Source organism: Acidobacteriota bacterium (assembly GCA_030697165.1).
Lineage (GTDB): Bacteria > Acidobacteriota > Vicinamibacteria > Vicinamibacterales > UBA2999 > 12-FULL-67-14b.
In genome coordinates, this window is the sequence record JAUYQQ010000010.1 from 279,588 (window position 1) to 301,109 (window position 21,522).

At 66.9% G+C, this 21,522-nt stretch carries 15 protein-coding genes; 3 read left to right on the top strand and 12 right to left on the bottom strand.

Features of this window, described 5'->3' with window-relative positions:
- Positions 1–40 precede the first annotated feature (40 nt).
- From Q8T13_11290 to Q8T13_11325, 8 genes are all read right to left on the bottom strand, one after another.
- The gene (locus Q8T13_11290) at positions 41–1,300 is read right to left on the bottom strand and encodes a DUF1501 domain-containing protein (GenBank protein ID MDP3718339.1); all 1,260 of its coding nucleotides are present in this window, start codon (positions 1,298–1,300) and stop codon (positions 41–43) included.
- Between the two features lie 8 nt (positions 1,301–1,308).
- The gene (locus Q8T13_11295) at positions 1,309–2,754 is read right to left on the bottom strand and encodes a DUF1800 domain-containing protein (protein MDP3718340.1); all 1,446 of its coding nucleotides are present in this window, start codon (positions 2,752–2,754) and stop codon (positions 1,309–1,311) included.
- A gap of 215 nt (positions 2,755–2,969) precedes the next feature.
- Complete coding sequence (locus Q8T13_11300) at positions 2,970–5,735, bottom strand: PIG-L family deacetylase (protein MDP3718341.1); 2,766 nt, start codon at positions 5,733–5,735, stop codon at positions 2,970–2,972.
- Between the two features lie 80 nt (positions 5,736–5,815).
- Positions 5,816–8,683: a TonB-dependent receptor gene (locus Q8T13_11305; protein ID MDP3718342.1), complete on the bottom strand. Its 2,868-nt coding sequence runs from the start codon at positions 8,681–8,683 to the stop codon at positions 5,816–5,818.
- 163 nt (positions 8,684–8,846) lie between these two features.
- Positions 8,847–9,200, bottom strand: coding sequence for a hypothetical protein (locus Q8T13_11310; GenBank protein MDP3718343.1), 354 nt, complete (start codon positions 9,198–9,200; stop codon positions 8,847–8,849).
- Between the two features lie 17 nt (positions 9,201–9,217).
- A complete protein-coding gene (locus Q8T13_11315; protein ID MDP3718344.1) occupies positions 9,218–10,444 on the bottom strand; it encodes an FAD-binding oxidoreductase in 1,227 nt (408 codons plus the stop codon).
- A 70-nt stretch (positions 10,445–10,514) separates the two neighbouring features.
- The gene (ada, locus tag Q8T13_11320) at positions 10,515–11,597 is read right to left on the bottom strand and encodes a bifunctional DNA-binding transcriptional regulator/O6-methylguanine-DNA methyltransferase Ada (protein ID MDP3718345.1); all 1,083 of its coding nucleotides are present in this window, start codon (positions 11,595–11,597) and stop codon (positions 10,515–10,517) included.
- Between the two features lie 178 nt (positions 11,598–11,775).
- On the bottom strand, positions 11,776–12,747 hold the full coding sequence (locus Q8T13_11325; protein ID MDP3718346.1) for an NAD-dependent epimerase/dehydratase family protein: 972 nt from the start codon (positions 12,745–12,747) through the stop codon (positions 11,776–11,778).
- 113 nt (positions 12,748–12,860) lie between these two features.
- Here Q8T13_11325 and Q8T13_11330 point away from each other — a divergent pair, with 113 nt between their 5' ends.
- Positions 12,861–15,245: a penicillin acylase family protein gene (locus Q8T13_11330; GenBank protein ID MDP3718347.1), complete on the top strand. Its 2,385-nt coding sequence runs from the start codon at positions 12,861–12,863 to the stop codon at positions 15,243–15,245.
- 3 nt (positions 15,246–15,248) lie between these two features.
- Positions 15,249–16,649: a Gfo/Idh/MocA family oxidoreductase gene (locus Q8T13_11335; GenBank protein MDP3718348.1), complete on the top strand. Its 1,401-nt coding sequence runs from the start codon at positions 15,249–15,251 to the stop codon at positions 16,647–16,649.
- A gap of 4 nt (positions 16,650–16,653) precedes the next feature.
- Here Q8T13_11335 and Q8T13_11340 read toward each other — a convergent pair whose 3' ends face one another.
- The 4 genes from Q8T13_11340 to purE all read right to left on the bottom strand — a co-directional run bounded on the left by Q8T13_11340 (position 16,654) and on the right by purE (position 20,548).
- A complete protein-coding gene (locus Q8T13_11340; protein MDP3718349.1) occupies positions 16,654–17,355 on the bottom strand; it encodes a hypothetical protein in 702 nt (233 codons plus the stop codon).
- A 63-nt stretch (positions 17,356–17,418) separates the two neighbouring features.
- A complete protein-coding gene (locus tag Q8T13_11345; protein ID MDP3718350.1) occupies positions 17,419–18,879 on the bottom strand; it encodes a winged helix-turn-helix domain-containing protein in 1,461 nt (486 codons plus the stop codon).
- 80 nt (positions 18,880–18,959) lie between these two features.
- The gene (locus tag Q8T13_11350; GenBank protein ID MDP3718351.1) at positions 18,960–20,093 is read right to left on the bottom strand and encodes a 5-(carboxyamino)imidazole ribonucleotide synthase; all 1,134 of its coding nucleotides are present in this window, start codon (positions 20,091–20,093) and stop codon (positions 18,960–18,962) included.
- A complete protein-coding gene (gene purE, locus Q8T13_11355) occupies positions 20,090–20,548 on the bottom strand; it encodes a 5-(carboxyamino)imidazole ribonucleotide mutase (GenBank protein ID MDP3718352.1) in 459 nt (152 codons plus the stop codon). Before purE ends, Q8T13_11350 begins: the two co-directional genes overlap by 4 nt.
- A 60-nt stretch (positions 20,549–20,608) precedes the next feature.
- On the opposite strand from purE, the gene nhaR reads away from it, so the two are divergent.
- Positions 20,609–21,517, top strand: coding sequence for a transcriptional activator NhaR (gene nhaR / locus Q8T13_11360; GenBank protein MDP3718353.1), 909 nt, complete (start codon positions 20,609–20,611; stop codon positions 21,515–21,517).
- The last annotated feature ends 5 nt before the right edge of the window (positions 21,518–21,522 follow it).

A 21,522-nucleotide genomic window follows, 5' to 3' on the forward strand; every position in this document is an offset into this window, starting at 1 on the left:
ATGCCAGAAGAGATTCTGGCTACTGGCTACTGGCTACTGGCTACAAGAAATTCGGCGCCCCTGATCGGTAATCCCCGCCGAGCACGGTGACCGAGTTCGCTCCCAGCCAGCTGTCGAGAATCTTGGCGTAGACCGATCGGAAGTCGGTTTCGTGTTTCACGTCGCCCGCGTTGTTTTCGAGCGTGGGATTGGCGGGGTCGAGGTTCAGGTTCGGCGCGGTACCGTAAATACCGCCACGTACGCCGCCGCCGAGCACCATCATGTTGCCACCGGCGCCGTGGTCGGTGCCCGAGCTGCCGTTCTCGGAAATGCGCCGGCCGAACTCCGTGTAGACCAGCACGAGCGTGCTGCCGAGCAAACCCTGCGAGCTCAGGTCGTCATAAAACGCCTTCAAGCCGTCGCCGAGTGTGGCCATCAAATTGAAGTACGCACCCTGGTTGACGCCCTGCGTGGCATGCGTGTCGAACCCGCCCGTTTGCACCCAGAACACCTTGGTGCCGATCTGCTTGTTCATGGCGCCGGCCACGGCGGTCAGCGCCTGGCCGAACCCGTTGTTGGGATACGTGTTGGCCGGTCGATAGGTCGCGACCGTGGCCACGCGGTCGAGCGTACTGAGCGCCGCCTGCGTCGTTGAGTTCACGAACGCGAGGTGCGGCCGGTTAACCGGGATGTGCGACGAAATGCGGGTTTGCGCGGTGCGTTCGTAGCCGGCTTCGGCGCCGCTGTTAGGGCTCGAGAACGCATAGCTCGCCGGGCTGGTAATGGCCGGCACGCCGACCAGGCGCGCCATCAAGGGCCGCGGCGTCTCGCGCTGCGTGTTCCAGGCGACCAGTGGATCGACCGGCGTCGGCTGCAGATCGAGATAGCGTCCCAGCCACCCGGTGCCCGAGGTGTTGCTGGTGCTGGCCGTGCCCCAGATATCGAACCCGGTAAAGTGCGAGCGGCTCTGGTTCGGATAGCCCGTGCGTTGGATGATCGCGAGCCGGCCCGCGTCGAAGATCGACTTGAGGCCGGTCAGCCGCGGGTGCAACCCCAACTCGACGCGCGATGAATCGGAGCCGATCTGCAGTACGTTCGCGGCGGGGACCGCAATGGTCGGCCGCCGAGTCGTGTAGTTCGGGTCGCGATAGGGAATCACCGTGCTCAGCGAATCGTTGCCGCCGCTCAGGTAGACCACCACCAGGTTGCGGGCCGCCGACCCTTGCGCGAAGGCGATGTCGCACAGCGCCTGTGGCGCGGCAAACCCAAAGGTGAATGCGGTGACGCCGCCCTTGACGAATTGTCGTCGTGAATAACTCATGGCGTCCCCTAGTTGAATTGATACTCGCCGGACCCGACGATCAGACGGGTCAGCCCTGGCACCCTCGTTTGCAACTGCGAGTCGGTGCCGGTCCACGTCGTTGACCGCAGGTAGTCGCCCATGGCGACGGTGGCGGTGGACGAGAAGCCCATGTTCGGGAAACGCGCAATCATGTACTCGAGCACCCGGTCGGGCGAAGCGCGATAGGGTTGCGCATCACGCGCCAGGTTGAAGCGCTGGTTCGACGCGAGCGTTGACGAGAAGTTCATGCGCGAGAGCATGGACGAGGTCGAAATCCATTCCGCGCCGGTGGCCCAGCCGTTGACGTCGGGCGGCTCGTACAGCTGCTGGCCCATATTGGTCAGGGGCGTGATCGCGCTATTCACCGAGAACCCGGTCCAGCCCACTTCCTTGATCGCGCGGACGACGAATTCGACCGGCCACGAATAGCGTTGGAAGAAGTTGGCGGGGTTGCGGAACTGCGACGACTGGAACAGGACGCGCAGCGTTGACTTGATGCTGAAGTTGTTCGCCAGGTAGGTCTGCGCCATGGCGTTGATCAGCGCCGCATCGGGCTCCGACGTCTCGTTGACGAAGAACTTGTAGAGGCGCGTCGCCAGCCGGCTGGCGGTCGCCGGATGCCGGGCGAGCGCGTTGACCAGGTCCACCGCGTCCTGTTCGCCCGCGGCCGCGGCGCGGGCGGGGATGGTGCGGCGGCCATCCGGATAGATTGGAAACGAAAATTCCTTGGCGTTGGTGTCGTGATCGTTCGGCCGATAGACGAAGCGGTAGAAGCTGGTCATCGCGTCATTGCGATCGCCGACGACCTGCCAGTTGAAGCCGGTGAACACCCGTGCAGCGGCGTAGACATCGGCCTCGGTGAAGTTGCCCACACCGAGGCTGAACAGTTCCATGATCTCGCGGCCGAAGTTCTCCTGCGGCCGCGTCCGGGTGTTCAGTTGGCTGTCGAGCCAGTAGATCATCGCCGGGTCACGCGACATGGCCAGCAGCATGTCGCGGAAGTTGCCGGTGGCGTGCTGCCGCAACTTCTGGATCTGCCCCGGCTCGCTGCCCGCCAGGTCATTGGGGTCGTTGTCCATCATCCGCGTGGCGCGCTCCTGGCCCACCGCGCCCGCAATCTTGCTGTAAGCCGTGGCGAAGTGGTTGTGCCAGAACAGCGCCATCTTCTCTTCGAGCGGGCGCTGCGAGTGGATCATCCGGAACAGCCAGCGTTGCCGGGCGTCGTTGATCGAGGTGTTGGCCGAAAACGGGCGCCCCGACGTGGTGGTGATGCCGACGTAGGCCGCCTGGCCAATCTTCGAGTCGTGGTCGGTGGACTGCGATTCGTAGTTGAGCAGCCGGTCGATCACCGTATCGATCGGCGTGTCACGCCAAAACGCCAGGTCGGCGGGACTGGCCCCAAACCCCATCCGCCGCAAAATGTGCTCGAGCATTGTGCCTACTTTACGCTGTTCGCCACCAGCAGAACCATAGCGTTTACGCGTCTGCTGCCCTCAGGAAACGTCCTGCGATTACGAATCTGTGAGACGACGTGCCGGACTGCGAATGGGAGGAACGAAGCGTTAGAACCCTCGACCGGCCCAAGGGTTTAACAGGAGATCAGGAGATACAGAAAATGTCTCTCCTGATCTCTTGAACTCCTGTTCAACTACGGCAGGCTGATCAGGTTCGCCATGAGGCGGAATGCACCATCCGTGCCCGCGGGCAACTGGCGCCACAGGCCGAGGCCGACGTAAAGCCAGCGGCCCTCGCCCACCTTCGCTTCGACCAACGCGCCGCGCTTGACGCCCTGGTTGTACGGGAAGGGCTCGGTGAACTCGACCAAATCGGTGTACTGCGGATCGCGGGCGGCCTCGTCCAGGAAATACAGTCCGCGTTCCTGTACCCAACCCGTCCAGTCGGCGCGGCCGATCGCATTCGGCGTGTTGAACACCGGATGCTGCGGCGCCAGCACCGTGACCTCGGCATTCTCGTCGGTCACCCGCTCGCGGCCGACCCTGGCCGGGAACGGCCCGTACTGCGCCTCGTTGAACTCGAACTTGTTGTACTGGACGATCACCGTACCGCCCGCCTTCGCGTAGTCGAGCAGGCGCTGGTTGTTGGCGCGCAGGTCGGCGCGCCGCTCGTAAGCGCGCACGCCGGTCATGATCACGTCGTAGCGGCCGAGGTCGCCCCAGGCCAGTTCTTCCGGATCGATGAAGGTGAGCTTCACGCCCAGTTGGACCAGCGCGGCCGGAACTTCGTCGCCAACGCCCATCACATAACCGAGGCTCAGGTTCGGCTTGACGTTGACGTCGAGCGCCTTCACCGCCACCTGCGGCCGCGTCAACACGTGACGCCGTGTCGTGTGCGGGTACTCCACCACCTGGTACCCCTGGGTGAAGGTCCGGCTGAAGCCGGACACCACATCATGGCTGCGGACGCCGGCGCTGACCGTGAACTGGTTGCCACCCGGCTTCATGGCGGCCGCGGCCAGCACGCCCGGCGCGGGCGGCTGCAACATGAAGCGCACGGTCACCGATTCGTCTTCACGCGTGAAGCTCACCGGCTGCGTCGCCGGCGATGCGCGCCAGCCCTGGGGCACTTCGAGGGTCACCTCGGCCTTGGCGGCGCCCTTGGAGTGATTCGTAACCGTGACACGCACGTCCTTGGAAACCGGGGTCGCTGATTTCAAGGGCACGATCACCGTGTCGGGCGTCGTCGCCACCGCAAATGCCGGCACCACGTGAATCTCCTGGCGCTTCTCGCCGGCGAAGATGTCGCGATCCGACCGCGCCTGGATCGGCAGCGTGATTGAAAACGGCGTGTTCTCCACCGTGAGGTTGAACGTGGCGGTGTACGGCGTCGGCCGGAACGGCAGGCCGAACGGCACGTCTTCGTCGAACACGTAACGCGCGCCCTGGGGGCCGGTGTGGAAGTGCGCGGCGGTCAGGCGCGCATCGAGAGGAATTCGCGGCGAAGCGCCACACGACTTGATGCCGCCAGACAACAAGTTCGTGGGCTTCGCGCAGATGCTGGGCTCAGCAGTCGTTGCGAACCCGTTGGCTACGACTGAGACTTCCACGGGCACCTTGCCGCGATTGGCGGCCATCAGGTCCACCAGCAGCGGCTGCCCGGCCACCACCAGGCCATCGCGCGCAATGGCTTCGAGGCGGACGTCGGTCGCAAACATCAGGGCCCTGGCGAACTGCGGCTCCTTCGGGGCGAGACGGAACTCGATCTCGTACTTCGCGCTCTCGGTGAGCGACGAGGACGCCAGCCACGCGCGCACATCGCGCAGCGCCTTCAGGCCGCGCGTCAGCGGCGCGACAGTCGCATTCTCGCCACCGGCCGCCATGGCCTGCCGCGCCTCGGCAACCGCGGCGCTGATGCGATCGAGTCCGGCACCGAGTTCAGCCGGCGCCCCAGGGGCAAAGGACAGCAGGCTGCGGAGGCTGGTGTCGACGCCGTCGAACATTTGCCGATCCGTCCGCGCGACGCCGCCCTCGAGCACCGTGTCGCGCAGGCGGTAGTTGCGAATGCCGCCGGGTCCCATCGGGCCGCCGCCGCCACCGGTCGGCGCGGGCAACGGCAGCAGCTGCGACATGCCCTGGCACTTGTGCATGCTGCGCGCTTCGCCGCCGAGCTCGTTATAGGTGCGGCCGATGACAGGATCCCACACGTCGCCACCCGTGAACTGCAGCGGCGCCGGGGCCTCAACCATCGTCGCCGGCGTTGCGGCCTGACCAGCCCCACCAGCCCTACCAGCCCCACCCGGCGGCCCTCCGAAGCCCGCCGTGTAATAGAACTTCTTCGGCTGCCACGCGCGCAGCCCTTCCGTGATCTGCTCGGGGAACTTCGCGGGGTCAGCCGCCGCGCGGAACGCTTCGAGCGTCAGCCTGGACGAAGCCTGGTGATGCTGGCCGCCGCCATCGCCATCGAACACGAAGCCGACGATTACGTCGGGGCGAATCGTGCGGATCATGCGGACGTAGTCGCCAAGAATCTCCTGGTGACCCCACTTCTCGTAGGTCTCTTCAATGCTGAACGAATAGCCGAAGTCGATCGCGCGCGTGAAGTACTGGTCGGCGCCGTCGAACCGATGCGCCGCCGCCAGTTCCTCGGTGCGTAGCACCGCCAGCGCCTCGAACAGCTCGGGACCAATCTCGTTCTGCCCGCCTTCACCGTGCGTGGCCGTCACGAGCGACGTCCGGAAGCCCTGGCCGTGGGCGAAATACGCCAGCATCGCGTTGTTCTCATCGTCCGGGTGGGCCGTGGTCATCATGAAGTTGCCCACGGTGTCGAGCTTGCGCAACGCCAGTTCCAGCGCCGGCGCGCCCTTCAGCTGCGACACGGGCACCAGCTGGTGCTGGGCGGTCGAGTGGGCTGAAGTGGTTGCAAGAAGAACGGCGAAAAGGAGAGTTGTTTTACGCATAGCCATGAAAACGTAGGGGCGCACTTCAGTGCGCCCCCAGAAAACTGGGCGGGCTAAAGCCCGCCCCTACGATCAACAAACTAGAACGTGAACTTGAACCCGAGCTGGAATTGGCGCTGTTCGTAGCCACCGGTCGGCGTCAGATCCTTGCCCGACGTCGGCAGGGTGCCGGTTGGCACGCCGAGCAAGTCGGTCGGAACCGTCGCGTTGACGCTCGACACCTGCTCAGTGTTGAACAGGTTCTTCACTTCGGCAATCACTTCCGCCGCCATCGCGTTGCTGATGCGGACCTTGCGCGAGTAGCGGAAGTCGACGTTCTTGCGCGAGGGCAAGGTCAGCGAGTTGCGGGCAACGCCCGAGGGCCGATCGCTCGCCGTGCCGTCGTTGTTCAATTCGCGGTTGCTGCGCAAATTCACCGGGATGCCGCTTGCCATCTGGATCGCCAGGCCGAACACGTTGTTGTTCAGGATGGCGCCGCCAATGCCGCCCATCTCGAACGTCGGCATCGCGACAATGCTGGCCACGAAGGTGTGGCGCTGGTCGAGGATGTTGGGCCCCAAGTCGCGATCGAGGTTGGTCACGTCGGTGCGGCCGGCGTCGCCCTGCACCGACAGCTGGCCGGTGATCGGCGCGTTGTCTTCGCTCTTGCCCAGCGTGTAGGCCACATCGAAGCCAATGCCCTTGTAAGTGCGGCGGGTGAACTGCAGCGTCATGTTCTTGTAGGTCGAGTCGCCGGGCGACTGCACGCTGTTGATCACGTTGTAGCGGGGATCGACACGAGTGCCGGCGTTGACGGCGGTGGCGAACACCGGCAGGCCGTCCGAGGTGGTGCCGGTCGGGTTGATCAGGTTGATGTTGGTGACCACCGGCAGGTTGTAGCCGGTCACGTAGGACGCACCGACGCCGATCGAGTAGTGATCGCCGAGGCCCCGTTCGATCTGCACGTTGTTCTGCCACGAGCGGGCGACCTTGAAGTCGGGGTCCACGGTCCACGCCAGGTTGGGCGTCGCGCCGGCGCCGGCGCTCAGCACCTGCGGGAACGCCGGGGCACCCGCCTGGGTCGGGGTAAATGATGCCGACGCGCGGGCGTTCGTGCCGTTGTTGGCCAGCGCCTGCTCGTAGATGGCGTTGAGCGTCTGGTCATACATGATGCCGGTGTTGGCGCGGACGACGGTCTTCTTGTCGCTGCCAAGGCTCCAGGCCATGCCGACGCGCGGCGCGAAGTTGTTGGTCGAGGTCGGGAACTCGCGCGAGGTCAGGATCGGCGCATTGGGATCCCCGTCGGGCACGCCGTAGAGGTCGTAGCGCACGCCGTAGAGCACCTTGAGGTCCGGGGTGACGCGCCAGTCGTCCTGGATGAAGAGACCGTACTGCGCCGTGTTGTATTCGAGGCCGGGCAAACCGAAGTACTGCGTGAAGCTGGTGTAGCCGAACCGGTTCACGCCGCTCTGGGCGGCGAGGTACGCAGCCGCGTTCGGGAAGGTGTAGAGCTGGGCCGCGCCCGCCTGGCGAGTATCGGCGACCCACTGCAGGTCGAAGCCCGCCTTGAAGGCGTGGTTGCCACGCAGCAACGTCGTGCTGTTATTGACCTGCATCACGTTCTGCGTGAAACCGAAGCCGACGTCGGAGGTGGCGGCCACCGAGCCGCCGAAGTTGGCGACACCGGTCACGTTGATGGCCGGGCCGGTGCCCGACTGCGCGTTGGCGACGCGGCTCTGGGCGCGGGTCGCATACTGGACGCGCAACTCGTTGAGCATGTTCGACCCGATGGTCGAGATCAGCTGGCCGGCCGTCGAGTGCTGGCGATCGGCGAAGTCGTTGGCGCGTTGCACCGACACCAGGCCGCCGCCGACGTTGGCGGTGATGAAGTTGTCGAAGAACATGTAGCGCACCGAGAGGCGGTTGGCCGAGTTGATCTGGTGATCGATCTTGCCAATCGCGAACTCGGTGTTCAGGCCGCGCGGCATGTAGGCCGGCTCGTTGAGCCCGAGCAGCGCCTGGTTGGCCGGCGAGATGGTGATCACGCTCAGGCCAGAAAGGTCGCGCTCAGTGTGCTCGTAGCCGCCAAAGAAGTGCGTCTTGTCCTTGACCACCGGTCCACCCAGATCGAACGTGTACACGTTGACGTCGGTCGGCGGCTTGGGCGCCGTGGCGGCGGTAAAAAACGGCTTCTCGACCATCGACTGGCGCTGCAGGCGGTAGCTACCCTGGCCCTTGAAGGTGTTGGTGCCCGACGGCGTGATCGCGTTGTAGACCATGCCCATGGTCTGGCCGAACTCCGGCGCGTAGCCGCTGGTCACGACCTTCACTTCGCGGATCATCACTTCCGACATCGGCATCTGCCGCAGGCCGGCGCGATCCTTCTGGGTGTTGTTGCTGCCGTCCACCTGGTAGTTCACGCGCAGCAGCGCGCCATTGGCCGTGATGCGGGGCACACCGAATTCGTTGGTTTCAAAACCCACCACGCCCGGCTGCAACAGCGCGAAGTTGTAGGGGTTGCGCGAGGTCAGCGGCAAGGTCTTGATTTCTTCCTCGCTCAGCGTGCGGCCCTGCTCGATCTTGGCCAGGTCAATCAGCGGCGCATCGGCCGTCACCATGACGGTTTCGGCGATCGCGCCCACCGTGAGGCGGACGTCAATCACCGCGGTCTGGCCGGCGCGCAGCGACACGCCGGTCTGCTCGAACTTCTTGAACCCCTGCAGCTCGGCCACGACGCGGTAGGTGCCAAGCGACAGCAGCGGCGCGCGATACAAGCCGCGCTCGTTGGTGATGACGACGCGATTGTCGCCGGTGTCGAGGTTCGACACGGTGATGGTGACGCCGGGCAACACGGCCCCTTGATCGTCGCTGACCGTGCCTTCAATGGTGCCGTTAATGGCCGTGGACTGCGCGAGAGCCGGCGACACGAGTGCCAGGCTCAGGACGAACGCGGTGATGGTGCGAAGCATGGGGAGTTACGCCTCCAAAAAAGTAACAACAACGTGACAAAAGCCAGTATAGACCCGCCCGGGGCCTGGCACGGTTACATGGGGATTTGATGCAACTAATGACATCCGGGTACCGGATGCCTGGGCAGTTTCTGCGCAGAGCTGGTTTTCGGCGCAGAGCTGGTTATCGGCGGCTGCGCCGCTCGCCCGCCCGACGGTCGCCCTTGCGGCGGTCCGGCCCTCCCGGGGGCGGACCCAGGTTGGACTTGCGGCGGTCGCTGGCGCGGCGCTCGCGGGCCCGGCGTTCGGCCCGCTCGGTGAGCGCGGCCTTGCGCGTGGCTTCACTCATCTCACGCTGCAGCCTGACCGTGCGGCGCGCCGGATCCAGTACTTCGAGCAGGCCGTCGTGGGCCTGCTTCGCCACTGGATCGACCGGCGGGTTGCCGAATCGATCGCGGATCATCTGGGCCGCCTTCAAGATGGCGTCGCGTTGCCAGCCCTGCAGGGGATTGATGCGAAAAATGCCTGACTCCGCCATGGGTCCTTCTTTGAAATCTAGAGATTTCGGGCGAACGAAAAGTGCACGTCCTCCTTATCGGGCTTTCCCTGCACCGCCCGTAGGATGATGCGGCTGGCCAGGAATGCGCGGGCCGGATCGTGCGAGGTGCCGAAGGCGAACTGCTGGTGCGGAAAGTTCCGGTGCGCCCCCGCATACAGCACGTCGTCCACGGGGTGGGCCAACGGCACGTCCCAGCCATGCGAGGGTCTCGCTCCCGAAATCGCCGGGTAGAGGCGTGTCAGTTCGTACATCAGCTGGCCGGTGCGCTGGACGAGCGTCTGGGTGCGCAGGCGATCGGCTGGCCGCTTCTGGTCGGCGCCGGTGAAGAGCGCCCGATGGTCGGCGGTAAACCACAGCTGGTGTGGCGGCGCCTCGGTGTCGGTCAGGAGCGCGGCCTGCTGCCCCAGTTCGGCGCGTACGGCGGCCGGCAGTGGCTCGGTCAGCACGGCATAGCGGTCCTCGTGCTTCAAGTGGCGCTTGAGCGGCTTGAACAGGCTGGTCGGCTCGCCGATGCAGATGATCAGGTTTTCGGTCGTGATGGCGCCGCCATCGAGAAAGGCCGTCGCGTTCTTGCGATTGAAGGTGATCCTGGTGATGCGCGACCGTTCGTAGACCTTGACGCCCTTCTTGATCGCAGCCGACAAGAAGCCGAGCGTGAGCTTGTAGGGATCGACAAATCCCCAGTCGGGCAGCTTGACGGCGCCGGCCGACATCAGCGCCGTCTGGCGCAGCACCATGGCGGGCGACATCCAGGCGGCGGTCAGCCCCGCTTGCTTGCGCGCGGCCAGCTCGCGCTGCAGCGGCTTGTCGGACGCGCCCTGCGGCAGCACGCGAATGGCGTCTCGCAACTCGAGGCCTGCCTTGATGCCCAGGCGCTTGACGGCGGCCGCCAGCTCGCGCGGTGCCTTCTCCGTATGTTCGAACAGGGCTCGCGACGCCCGCTTGCCCGCCCGCGCTTCGAGGGCGCTATACGATCCGCTGGCTTCGCTCGAAATCAGTCCCGTGGCCCGGCCGCTGCCGCCCTGGCCGACGCGTCCGGCTTCGAGCAGGATCACCTTCATGCCAGCCGCGGCGCACGCCTGGGCCACCATGGCTCCAGCCATGCCGCCGCCGATGACCACGACCGGATGAGTGATGACGCCGCGAAACGCCGGAAACTCGGGCCGCTTCTTTACGAGAACGGCATCCAGCCACGGGGAGATGCCATAGCGAGTTGAGGGCACGCAGGGATTCTAACCGGGAGCCGGGAGTCGGGAGTCGGGAACCGGTGAAAATGCGCAATTATGCGCAGCCTCACCCCCGTTTCGCGCGCTTGCTCTCGGCCGCGAGCAGCCTGGCTTTGCGCTGGGCTCCCCAACGATACCCGCCCGTACCACTGGTCGCGGGGACGACGCGGTGGCATGGCACGACGAGGCAGACGGGATTGGTGGCGCAGGCGCGGGCCACCGCCCTGGCCGCCTTGGGTTGGCCGATCGCCGTGGCCACCTCCGAATAGGCGCGCGTCTCGCCGTACGGGATCCGCTGCAAGGCCCGCCAGACCTTCCACTGGAAGGCCGTGGCCTGCACGTCGATGGGCAGGTCGAGCGACGGTTGCGTGCCGCGCAGGTGCTGAACGATGGCCTTCACCCAGTCCGTGCGGGGCTGCAGGTTCGCGCGAATGTCGGCGGCTGGGTACTCGCGCCTCAAGTCGCGAACCAGGGCAGACTCCGAATCACCGAGCTTGACCGCGCACACGCCATCCGCCGTGGCCGCCACCAGCACGTGGCCGAGCGGACCGGACACCGTCGAGTAGCCGACGACCAGGCCGGCGCCGCCACGGCGATAGCGTGAGGGCGTCATGCCCTTGCCGGTGGGCGCGGCCTCGTACACGCGGCTGGGCGAACCGTAACCGGCTTCGTAGATGGCGGTGGTCACATCGCGGCCATCGCGCAGGCTCGCGCGCAGCTTGCCGGCCCGCACCGCCGCCTGGAACTCGCGCGGCGACAGGCCGACCATCGCCTTGAAGCGGCGCTGCAAGTGATGGGGACTCATGGCCGCGACCCGCGCGAGCTGCCCCAGGGTCACTTGCTGATCGGCGTGCGATGCGAGGTACGCGGATGCGCGGCGCACTGCCTCGACGCCCGGCTGCATCAGTCCGATGGTATCGGGCCGACAGCGCTTGCAGGCGCGGAACCCGGCCTGGCGCGCGTCGGCGGTCGTATCGAAAAACCGCACCCGGTCCGCGCGGGGCCGACGGCTCGGGCAGCTCGGTCGGCAGTAGATCCCTGTGGAAGTGACGCCGTAGACGAAGCTGCCGTCGGCCCTGACGTCGCGCGCGGCCAGCGGTTTCCATCTCGGGTCGAGTCCGCCAGCTGGCGCCGTTGGCACTATTGGCATTCGCACTACAGGCACCCCAGGCACCATAGGCACCGTAGGCACCCTGTTTTGTTCATGCTGCATCATGGAGCGAAGTTACGCCAGTGCCGCCGCCCCCGCGATCCGCCGCTTGCGATCAGAATGGTGGCTTGGGGTCTGACCCCCATTTTCACAATTTAGTGGATTGGGGTCAGTCGAATCACACCGCGCTGAGCAGGCGGTCTTCGAAGGCGTAGTCCGACGGCCGCCGCGGCTGTGGGGTGTACCACTCAAAGCCCAACTGCAATGCCCTCTCCATTGGCGTCGGGACGATGCCCAGCAGTTGACGGGCTTTGTCGACGTTCACGGTGTGCGGGGGCAGATCGAGGAACTCGCCAAAATACAGGTTCCCGCCCACCAGTTGTCCTCCCGCCGACGCTATCGCGGCCCTCGGCACGCTCACCAGTTCGGGCTCGCGCCCGGCCACCCGCGCCAACGACTCGACGAAAGTGCGCTGGGTCATCGGCTCGACATGGCCAAGGTTGAAGGCCTGCCCGGCGGCCTCGGGCCGTGCCATGGCACGCACGCACGCTTCGGCGACGTCGGCCACGAACACCCACTGCGTGGCCGCCAACCCGGCATCGGGAAGGACGATCGGACGCCCGTCGAGCAGGCGATCCCAGAAGAACTGCTCGCGATAGAACGGCTGGCCAGGTCCGTGAACGAAAACGGGTCGAATGGTCGTCACTGGGAACCCCGACTGGGCGTGCAAGCCGAACAGCCGGCGTTCGGCCGACGCCTTGTGCTGCGCATACGGATTCGGCACATCGTCCGGCACCAGTGGGTCAGCCTCGCGATGATCGAGCCCGGGGCCATAGGCAGCCACGCTCGACATGAAGATGTAGCGCTGAAGTTGATCGCCGCACGCTCGCGCCGCGGCCTCGACCTGATCGGCGGTCGTGCCATGCTGCCAGTCGTACGCCAGGTCGAATACCGCCTCGAAGCGCCCGCGGGTCAGCAGGTCTGACACCCTGGCCAGATCGGCGCGATCGGCTTGCAGGTTTTGAACCTCCGGCCCGAGATCGTGCTGATCGCGCCGGTGCAGCACCGAGACGTCGTGCCCGTTCGCGACCAGGCGCCGGACGATCTCGCGCCCCATGAACTGTGTCCCGCCAATGACGACCGCTCTCATGTGGCGGATGATAGCCCGACCTGGGCTGGTGAGACGGTTGGTGATGGGATGCCTGTCCCCAATACACCATTTGGTGGAAATGGGGGTCAGGCCCCCGGATGTAATATCAGCACGTGCGACGACTGCTTCGCCTCCTGATCGCGACGCTGATCCTGTTCGTCCTCCTGGTGGTCGCCGGCGGCATCTACGCGCGGGCGCGGATGCGGGCCAGCCTGCCCATGGTCAGCGGCGAAGCGGCCATTGCCGGGCTGGATGCTCCCGTCCGCATCGACCGCGACTCGCTCGGCGTCCCCACCATCGTCGGCGACTCACGAGAGGATGTGGCCCGCGCGCTCGGCTTCGTCCACGCCCAGGATCGCTTCTTCCAGATGGATTTGCAGCGCCGCCAGCCGGCCGGCGAGCTGTCGGCGCTCGTCGGGCGGCGCGCCCTTGCCGTTGATCAGGAGTCGCGGCGTCACCGGCTGCGCGACGTCGCCGGTCGCGCGTTCGAGGGCACGGAGCCGGCGTATCGCGCGGTGCTCGAGGCCTACGCCGCAGGTGTCAACGCCGGGCTGCAGGCACTCGGTGCGGCGCCACCCGAGTACCTGGTGCTGCGCGCGACGCCGGAACCGTGGCGGCCCGAAGACACCATTCTCACCGTGCTGGCCATGTTCAACACGCTGCAGGGACGGCAGGCGCAGTTCGAGCAGACCATCGGCGCCATGCGCGATGCGCTGCCTGAACCGCTGTATCGCTTTCTCTCGGCCGTCGGGTCGGAGTGGGACGCGCCCGTGGACGGCGGACCCTTGCCGCGGCCGCCGGTTCCCGGACCCGATGTCTTTGACCTTCGCAAGACCCACGCGCGGGCCACGCCACAACGAGTCAACCCCAATGCCGATGAGGACGCGATCCTCGGCAGCAACAACTGGGCGGTTGATGGCACGCACACGGCATCGGGCGCGGCGCTGGTCGCCAACGACATGCACCTGTCGATCGGCGTGCCGATCCTCTGGTATCGCGCGTCGATGGCGTTTCCCGATTCCCGCGGCGCGCCGCACAGGGTCACCGGCCTTACGCTGCCCGGACTGCCGAGCCTGGTCGTCGGCAGCAACGGCCACGTCGCCTGGGGCTTTACGAATACCGGCGGCGACTGGAGCGACCTGGTTCGCATTGAACCGGATCCGCGCGATGCCGGCAAGTACCTCACCCCCGATGGCCCGAAGCCCTTCGACGTGTTCCAGGAAACCATTGCGGTCAAGGGCGGTGACGCGGTCACGGTTGCCGTGCGCTGGACGATGTGGGGGCCGATTGTCTGGACCGACGCGCGCGGTCGCGAGTACGCGCAGCACTGGGTGGCGCACGACCCAACGCTGCTCTCATCCAACATCCTGGCGCCCGAGCGCGCACACACGGTTGACGAGTTGCTGGCCGCGATCGCCGGCCTCGGCATGCCCAACCAGAACGTGACGATGGGCGACGACACCGGTCGCATCGCGTGGACGATCGGCGGCGCCATTCCCAAGCGGGTCGGGCTCGACGGGGTGACGCCGGAATCGTGGGCCGACGGCACTCGCCGCTGGGACGGCTACCTCGCCGCCACCGACTTCCCCCGCATTGTCGATCCGCCGGCCGGCCGCATCTGGACGGCGAACGCGCCGGTTGTCGATGGCGAGCGGCTGGCGGTGCTCGGCGAGGGCGGCTACGCCGACGGCATTCGCGCCCGGTTGATTCGCGATCGCCTGCTGACGCTCGGCAAGGCCACGCCCATCGACATGCTCTCGATCCAACTCGAAGACAAGGCGCTTTATCTCGAGCGCTGGCGGACGCTGGTGCTGAAGCTGCTCGCGCGGCAGACCACGGGACCGCGCGCCGAGTTCAAGCGGCTGGTCGAAGCGACCTGGACCGGCCGCGCCTCGCGAGATTCGGCCGCGTATCGGCTGGTGCGCCACTTCCGCACCGTGTTCGTGCGCGAAGTGATGACCACGTTGACCGCGCCCGCCACCGCAATCGATCCGGCCTTCGACTACTCGCGCTCGTTGCGGGGCGAGGGGCCGGTGTGGCAGCTCGTCAGCGAACGGCCGGCGCACCTGCTGGCGCCGAAGTACCCGTCGTGGGAGGACTGGATGCTCGCGTCGGTGGACGTCGCGATTGCCGAGCTGACGTCCGAGGGCGCACGCCTCGCCGACCGCACCTGGGGCGAGGCCAATCGCGCGCAGTTCGTACATCCGCTGGCCTCGGGCATTCCCTTGTTCGGGCGCTACCTGAACATGCCGGGCGATCCGCTGCCGGGCGATCTTTACACGCCGCGCGCGCAGTCGCCGCGCACCGGGCCGTCGCAGCGCATGGTGGTCTCACCCGGCCGCGAGCACGAGGGCATTTTGCACATTCCCACCGGCCAAAGCGGGCATCCGTTGTCGCCCCACTACGGGGATCAGTATCGCGCGTGGCTGAACGGCGAGGCCTCGCCGTTTCTGCCCGGCCCGGCCGTGTCGACCGTGATGCTGACGCCACTGAGATAGTTGATGAGCGACCTGAATCGGCGCGATTTTCTGAAGCTGAGCGGAGCGGCGGCAGCAAGTGCCGTCTCGCTCAACGCGGAAGGTCCGCCTAAAGGCGGACACCACATTGACGGTGACGGCGGACGCCACATTGACGAGGGCGGACGCCACATGGCTGATGAGCAGGCACGCGAGGGCCTGCTGGCGGCGCCGCCGATCGAGCTCGTGCGCATCGGGATGGTCGGCATTGGCCTGCAGGGCGGCAGCCACCTCGAGAACTTCCTGAAGATTCCCGGCTGCCGCATCACCGCAGTCTGCGACGTTCGTGACGAGCGCACCACGTGGGCGAGCAAAGCGATCGTCGCCGCGGGCCATCCGCAGCCGGCGGTCTATGCGAAGGGCCCCCGGGATTTCGAGCGTCTGTGCGAAACCGAAGAGCTCGATCTCGTTTTCACGGCCACGCCGTGGGAGTGGCACGTGCCGGTGATGCTGGCGGCCATGAAGGCCGGCAAGCACGCCGCGACGGAAGTGCCGGCGGCCATGACGGTGGACGACTGCTGGGCGCTCGTCGAATCGGCCGAGAAGCACAAGCGCCACGCCGTAATGATGGAGAACTGCAACTACGACCGGCCCGAGATGATGGTGCTGAACATGGTCCGGCAGGGCGTGCTGGGCGAGGTGGTACACGCCGAGGGCGGCTACCTGCACGACCTGCGGGCGATCAAGTTCGAGAACAAGGACGAAGGGCTGTGGCGGCGCGCCTGGTCGCGCAAGCTGGATGGCAACCTCTATCCGACGCACGGCCTGGGCCCGGTCGCCAACTGCCTCGACATCAACCGCGGCGATCGCTTCGACTACCTGGTGTCGATGAGCGGACCGTCGCGCGGTCTCCAGGACTGGGCCCGCGAGCACTTTCCGGAGGGCGCGCCCGAGCGCCGCGAACGGTTTGCGATGGGCGACGTCAACACCAGCCTGATCAAGACCGCGCGCGGCCGGACCATCATGGTGCAGCACTGCACCAACCTGCCGCGGCCGTACTCGCGCATCCACATGGTGCAGGGCACCAAGGGCATGTTCCAGGGTTACCCGAACCGCGTCTACATCGAAGGACGCGGCAAGCCGCACCAGTGGGTCGAGGCCGCGGCCATCCGCAGCGAATTCGACCATCCACTGTGGAAGGCGGTCGAAGCCCGCGCCGCCGGCGCCGGTCACGGCGGCATGGACTTCATCGAGGACCATCGCCTCATTCACTGTTTGAGGAACGGCCTCACCACCGACATGAACGTCTACGACGCCGCGGCGCTGAGCGCCGTGGTCGGCTTGAGCGTGGCCTCGACGGCCCGCCGCAGCCGCGCGGTGGACTTCCCCGACTTCACGCGCGGCCGCTGGCGGAGCAATCCGCGGCTCGTGATCTCCGCGGACTGACGCGTCACTTCATCTTGAAGACAAAGTTGATCATCGGGAACACGAACCGGACCTCGCCGCCGAGCGGCGCCACCAGCCCGAAGTCGGCCGACAGCCGATCGCCCATGAAGCGCAAGCCGCCGCTCGCCATGCCGATGCCGCTGAACCAGTAGTTCTCGGTCACGAACTTCAGGCGCCTCGCAATGCGCTTCTCGGCGCCCAGCATCACCACCGGCGCTCCGGCGCGTGACTCATCCTCGCTCGCGTAGGCGTAGCCGGCGCCGATGGTCGCGGCCGCGTCCGGGGTGCCCTGTGTGACCACCGCGTAGGCGATGCCGGCGCTGGCGTCGCCCATGTTGACGAAGTGCAGGACGCCCACCGCGGCTTCCGTCGAGCGCGCCTTCAGCACCTGGACCTTCGGCGTCACCCAGAATGGCTGACCCCCGCCCGTCCCAAACACGAACGGCGTGCCGCCGCCGATCGACACGCGATCGGTGATGCCGTATTGCACGAACGGCAACAGCACTTCGTAGACGCCGAAGTAGGCCTGGCCCTTCCCGAGCGAGCGACCGGTCGGCGCAAAGAACAATCGAGTGGGATTGGAATCCTCGGGCCAGACCTCGGCCGGTGACGCGTTCACTGGCATTTGCGCCCCCACCGAGGTAGCCGACAGCACGACGATGACCACCGCGAGAATCGGACCAAGCATCACAGCCTCCGCAGTCATGGTGGCGGCTGATCGGCCGCCGAGTCCTGACGGGAGGATGAGTTGGAGGTGAGAAAGCCTGAGTCAGGAGGCGCGCGCCGCCAGTTTTGCCAGAATCACGGCCCTTCCGGGGACATAACGGACGGCGGCGAGCATGGGGTCCACGGGGATGATCCAGCCCGCCGGGCCGACCGGCGCCAGCGTCAGCATTCGGTCGAGCACGTCCACGGCTTCGGTGGCGCGGCCGAGGACGCAGCGCTCGCCCGCCTCGACCAGCGACGCCTCGACCTGGCGGCCGCTCTGGGTCAGTTCGTCGGTCGTGGTGTGAACGGCGCCCATGGCCTCGTCCGGCGCGCGCAGCTCCTTGGTCAGCAGGCGGGTGGCCTGCAGACCCAGCGTGGCCCGCGCGTGACGCGGGGTGTCGGCCAGGACCTGATGGAAATGCGCCGCTGCGCCCTGCGCGTCGCCTCGCTCGATCAACACGAATCCCGCCGCCACCCGTGCGTTGGCGATGAACTCGCGGCCGTAAACCTGGCCACCGGTCCCGGCCGCAATCTCTTCGTCGAAGCACCGGAGGGCCTCGTCGCGTTCGCCGCGCGCGGACATGATGAGCCCGCGCAACCAGTGCAGCCCGGCCGCCGGAATCGGCGTCCCGGCCCCCGCGCTGCCGCGTTGAATCTCGGCGCCGCGCGCGGCTTCCTGTTCGGCACGCGCCAGCGCGCCGCGCGCCACGAACACCATGGCCGACAACATGCGCGCGGGCGCGAACGCCGGCATCAACTCGAGAATGCGGTCGGCGGCGCGCAGCCGTTCCTCTCCCCACGTGACGTAACCGAGGCGGAAATGGTGCCGCCAGTTGCCGGGTTCGAGCGCGGTCGCGCGACGCGCGGCCGCCTGCCCCTCGGCCACCTGTCCGGCGGCCGCCAGCAGGTAGCCGAGCACCGCCCACCCCTCGCCCTGCCTGGGATCGGCCGCGCACGCCCGCCGTGCCGCGGTCAGCGCGCGCTCGAGCATCTCGCGGTCGGGGGTGTTGCTGAACCGCGTGGTTTCAAACCGCAACAAATAGGCGTTGGCGAGCCCGGCGTGCGCCGGTGCATAGGACGGCAGGTTGGTGACCGCGCGCTCGAACGCGAAGATCGCCTGATCCAGTCGCGACAGATCCAGCGACTCCAGCGCCAGGCGTCCCTGCTCCCACGCCTGGAACGGATCCTCGTCGGCGGGTAGGACGGGTGAGGCGGGTAGGGCGGGTGCAGAGGCCACGAAACGATAACCGCGCCGCGCGAGCGTTTGCACGTAGACGGGCGCCGCCGCCGAATCACCGAGCGCCTTTCGGATGTCGGCCACCGCCCGCGTCAAGGTGTTGTCGCTGATGTTGACGCCCGGCCAGAAGCGCTCGAGCAGTTCGTCTTTCGTGACGATCTGGCCGTCACGGGTCGACAGATGGCCGAGGATCTCGACGAGGCGAGGCGACAGATCGATCGGTTGACCCTCGCGGGCCAACGTCCACGTCCGCGGGTCGATCTGAAACGGACCGAAGCGGATCACGACGCTGATTCTAGCCGGGATGGAGTCGCTTGTCGGGAGGGCACTTTTTGTCGGGAGGACACCAGTGTCGGGATTGGCAATCAGCAGAGCACGTCGCGGGCCGCCAGGGCTTTGGCGGCGGCTTCGTCCACCGAATCACCGAGCGCGGTGATGTGGCCCATCTTGCGGCCGACGCGCGGATCAACCTTGCCGTACAGGTGCAGCTTCACGTCGGGCACGGCGAGCGCCGCGGCCCAGTCCGGCTCGCCGTCCGCCCACAGGTCGCCCAGCAGGTTGACCATCGCCGCCGGCTTCACCTGCGCGGTGTCGCCGAGCGACAACCCGCACACCGCGCGCACCTGTTGTTCGAACTGCGACGTCACGCAGGCATCAATCGTGAGGTGACCGGAGTTGTGCGGCCGCGGCGCGATCTCGTTGACCAGCAGGCCGCCGTCGCGGGTGACGAAGTACTCCACGCACAGCACGCCCACGTAGGCCAGGTCATCCAGCACGCGATGCGCCAGGTGCACGGCTTCGTCGGCCAGCGCCTTCGGCACCCGGGCCGGGCTCACCGACAGGTCGAGAATGTGATTGCGGTGGATGTTCTCGATCGCGCCGTAGTGGGCGAACTCGCCGTCGAGGCCACGAGCCGCCACCACCGAGATCTCGTGGGTGAAGTCGACGAGGCTCTCGATGATGGCTTCCTGGTGCCCAATCAGGCCCCACACGCGATCGCCGTCTTCAATGCGATCGACGCGGTGCTGGCCCTTGCCGTCGTAGCCGAAGGCGGCGGTCTTCACAATTGCCGGGAGGCGGACCAGGCCGAGGCCGACCGCGAGCTCATCGAGTGATTGCGCCTTCGCAAACGGCGTGACCGGATAGCCGCGATCGGCCAGGAATCCTTTTTCGCGCGCGCGCTGTTGCGTGATGTGCAGCGCCGAGCCGCTCGGCCGCACCGTCACCAGCTCCGCCGCCGCATCGGCCGCATCGGTCGAGACGTTCTCGAACTCGAACGTCATCACGTCGACGCCGCGGGCGAACGCGCGAATGGCCTCGAGGTCGTCGTACTCCGCGCTGACTTCGAGGTCGGCCACCTGGCCGGTGGGCGTATCGACGCCGGGCGACAGCGTATGCACCCGGTAGCCCATGCGCCGGGCCTCGAGCGCCAGCATGCGGCCCAGCTGTCCGCTGCCGAGCACGCCAATCGTGGCGCCGGGCAGCACGATGCGGTTCACGGAAGCGCGTCCTGGCGGACCCTGGTGGTCTGCTCGGCGCGGAAGGTGCGCAGCCGTTCCCGCAGCTCGGGCCGAGTCAGCGACAAAATGCCGACGGCGAGCAGGCCGGCGTTGATGGCGCCGGGCTTGCCGATGGCGAGCGTGCCCACCGGGATGCCGCCGGGCATTTGCACGATCGACAGCAGCGAGTCGAGCCCCTGCAGCGCCACGCTGGTCACGGGCACACCCAGCACGGGCAGCACGGTGTGCGACGCCACCATGCCGGGCAGGTGCGCGGCGCCGCCGGCGCCGGCGATGATCACCTGGATGCCGCGGGCCTCGGCGCCCTGGGCGAACTCGGCCATCCACACCGGCGTCCGATGCGCGGACACGACTGCTTTTTCGAAGGGCACGCCGAAGCGTTCGAGGATCTCCACGGCGTGGGACATGGTGTCCCAGTCGGAAGTGGAGCCCATGATGACTGCTACCAGTGGTTTGTCCGACATAACGGAAACAGAAAGTATATCGTAGGGCCGATGGAGTGGTTGAACTACCACCACCTGCTGTACTTTTGGACCGTCGCGCGACAGGGCACCATCGCGCGCGCGAGTGAGGAGCTGCGCCTCGCGCAGCCCACCATCAGCGGGCAAATCCGCGCGCTCGAACATCAGCTCGGCGAGAAGCTCTTTCAACGCGCCGGCCGTAATCTCGTGCTGACCGAGATCGGCCACGTCGTCTATCGCTACGCCGACGACATCTTCTCGATCGGCCGCGAGCTGATGGACACGCTGAAGGACCGGCCCACCGGACGACCGGTGCGCTTCCAGGTGGGGGTGGCCGATGAGGTCACCAAGATCATCGCGTACCGCCTGCTCGAACCGGCGTTGCGGCTGACGCCGGCCGTCCAGATTGTCTGCCGCGACGGCGCGTCCGAGCGCCTGCTGACCGATCTGGCAACCCACGCCCTTGACCTGGTGATCGCCGACACGCCGATTTCGCCGACGGTCAAGGTCAAGGCGTTCAGTCACCCGCTTGGCGAAACCACGGTGACGGTCTTCGGCACCGCCAAGCTGGCCGCCGCGCGCCGCAAGAACTTCCCGCAGTCGCTCGACGCGGCCCCGTTCCTGCTGCCAACCGACGGTAAGACGCTGCGCCGCACGCTCGACCACTGGTTCGATCAGCAAGGCATTCGTCCGCAGATTGTCGCCGAGCTGGACGACAGCGCGCTGCTGACCACGTTCGGGCAGGCCGGCGCCGGGCTGTTCGTGGCGCCGACGGTGATCGAGAAGGAAGTGAGCCGCCAGTACGGCGTGGTGCCGGTCGGCCGGCTCGACAACGTGCGCGAACGCTATTTCGCGATCTCGGTGGAACGGCGGCTGAAGCACCCGGCAGTGGTGGCCATTTCCGAGGCGGCGCACGAAATGCTGACGCGGCGAAAGAAATAGGGCTC

Bases quoted from the DNA above. Each gene is read 5' to 3' on its own strand.
- Q8T13_11335 (MDP3718348.1), top strand. From the start codon at position 15,249: ATGAGCGACCTGAATCGGCGCGATTTTCTGAAGCTGAGCGGAGCGGCG.
- Q8T13_11290 (MDP3718339.1), bottom strand. From the start codon at position 1,300: ATGAGTTATTCACGACGACAATTCGTCAAGGGCGGCGTCACCGCATTC.
- purE (MDP3718352.1), bottom strand. From the start codon at position 20,548: ATGGGCTCCACTTCCGACTGGGACACCATGTCCCACGCCGTGGAGATC.
- ada (MDP3718345.1), bottom strand. From the start codon at position 11,597: ATGCCAATAGTGCCAACGGCGCCAGCTGGCGGACTCGACCCGAGATGG.
- Q8T13_11310 (MDP3718343.1), bottom strand. From the start codon at position 9,200: ATGGCGGAGTCAGGCATTTTTCGCATCAATCCCCTGCAGGGCTGGCAA.
- Q8T13_11295 (MDP3718340.1), bottom strand. From the start codon at position 2,754: ATGCTCGAGCACATTTTGCGGCGGATGGGGTTTGGGGCCAGTCCCGCC.
- nhaR (MDP3718353.1), top strand. From the start codon at position 20,609: ATGGAGTGGTTGAACTACCACCACCTGCTGTACTTTTGGACCGTCGCG.
- Q8T13_11305 (MDP3718342.1), bottom strand. From the start codon at position 8,683: ATGCTTCGCACCATCACCGCGTTCGTCCTGAGCCTGGCACTCGTGTCG.
- Q8T13_11325 (MDP3718346.1), bottom strand. From the start codon at position 12,747: ATGAGAGCGGTCGTCATTGGCGGGACACAGTTCATGGGGCGCGAGATC.
- Q8T13_11340 (MDP3718349.1), bottom strand. From the start codon at position 17,355: ATGACTGCGGAGGCTGTGATGCTTGGTCCGATTCTCGCGGTGGTCATC.
- Q8T13_11300 (MDP3718341.1), bottom strand. From the start codon at position 5,735: ATGCGTAAAACAACTCTCCTTTTCGCCGTTCTTCTTGCAACCACTTCA.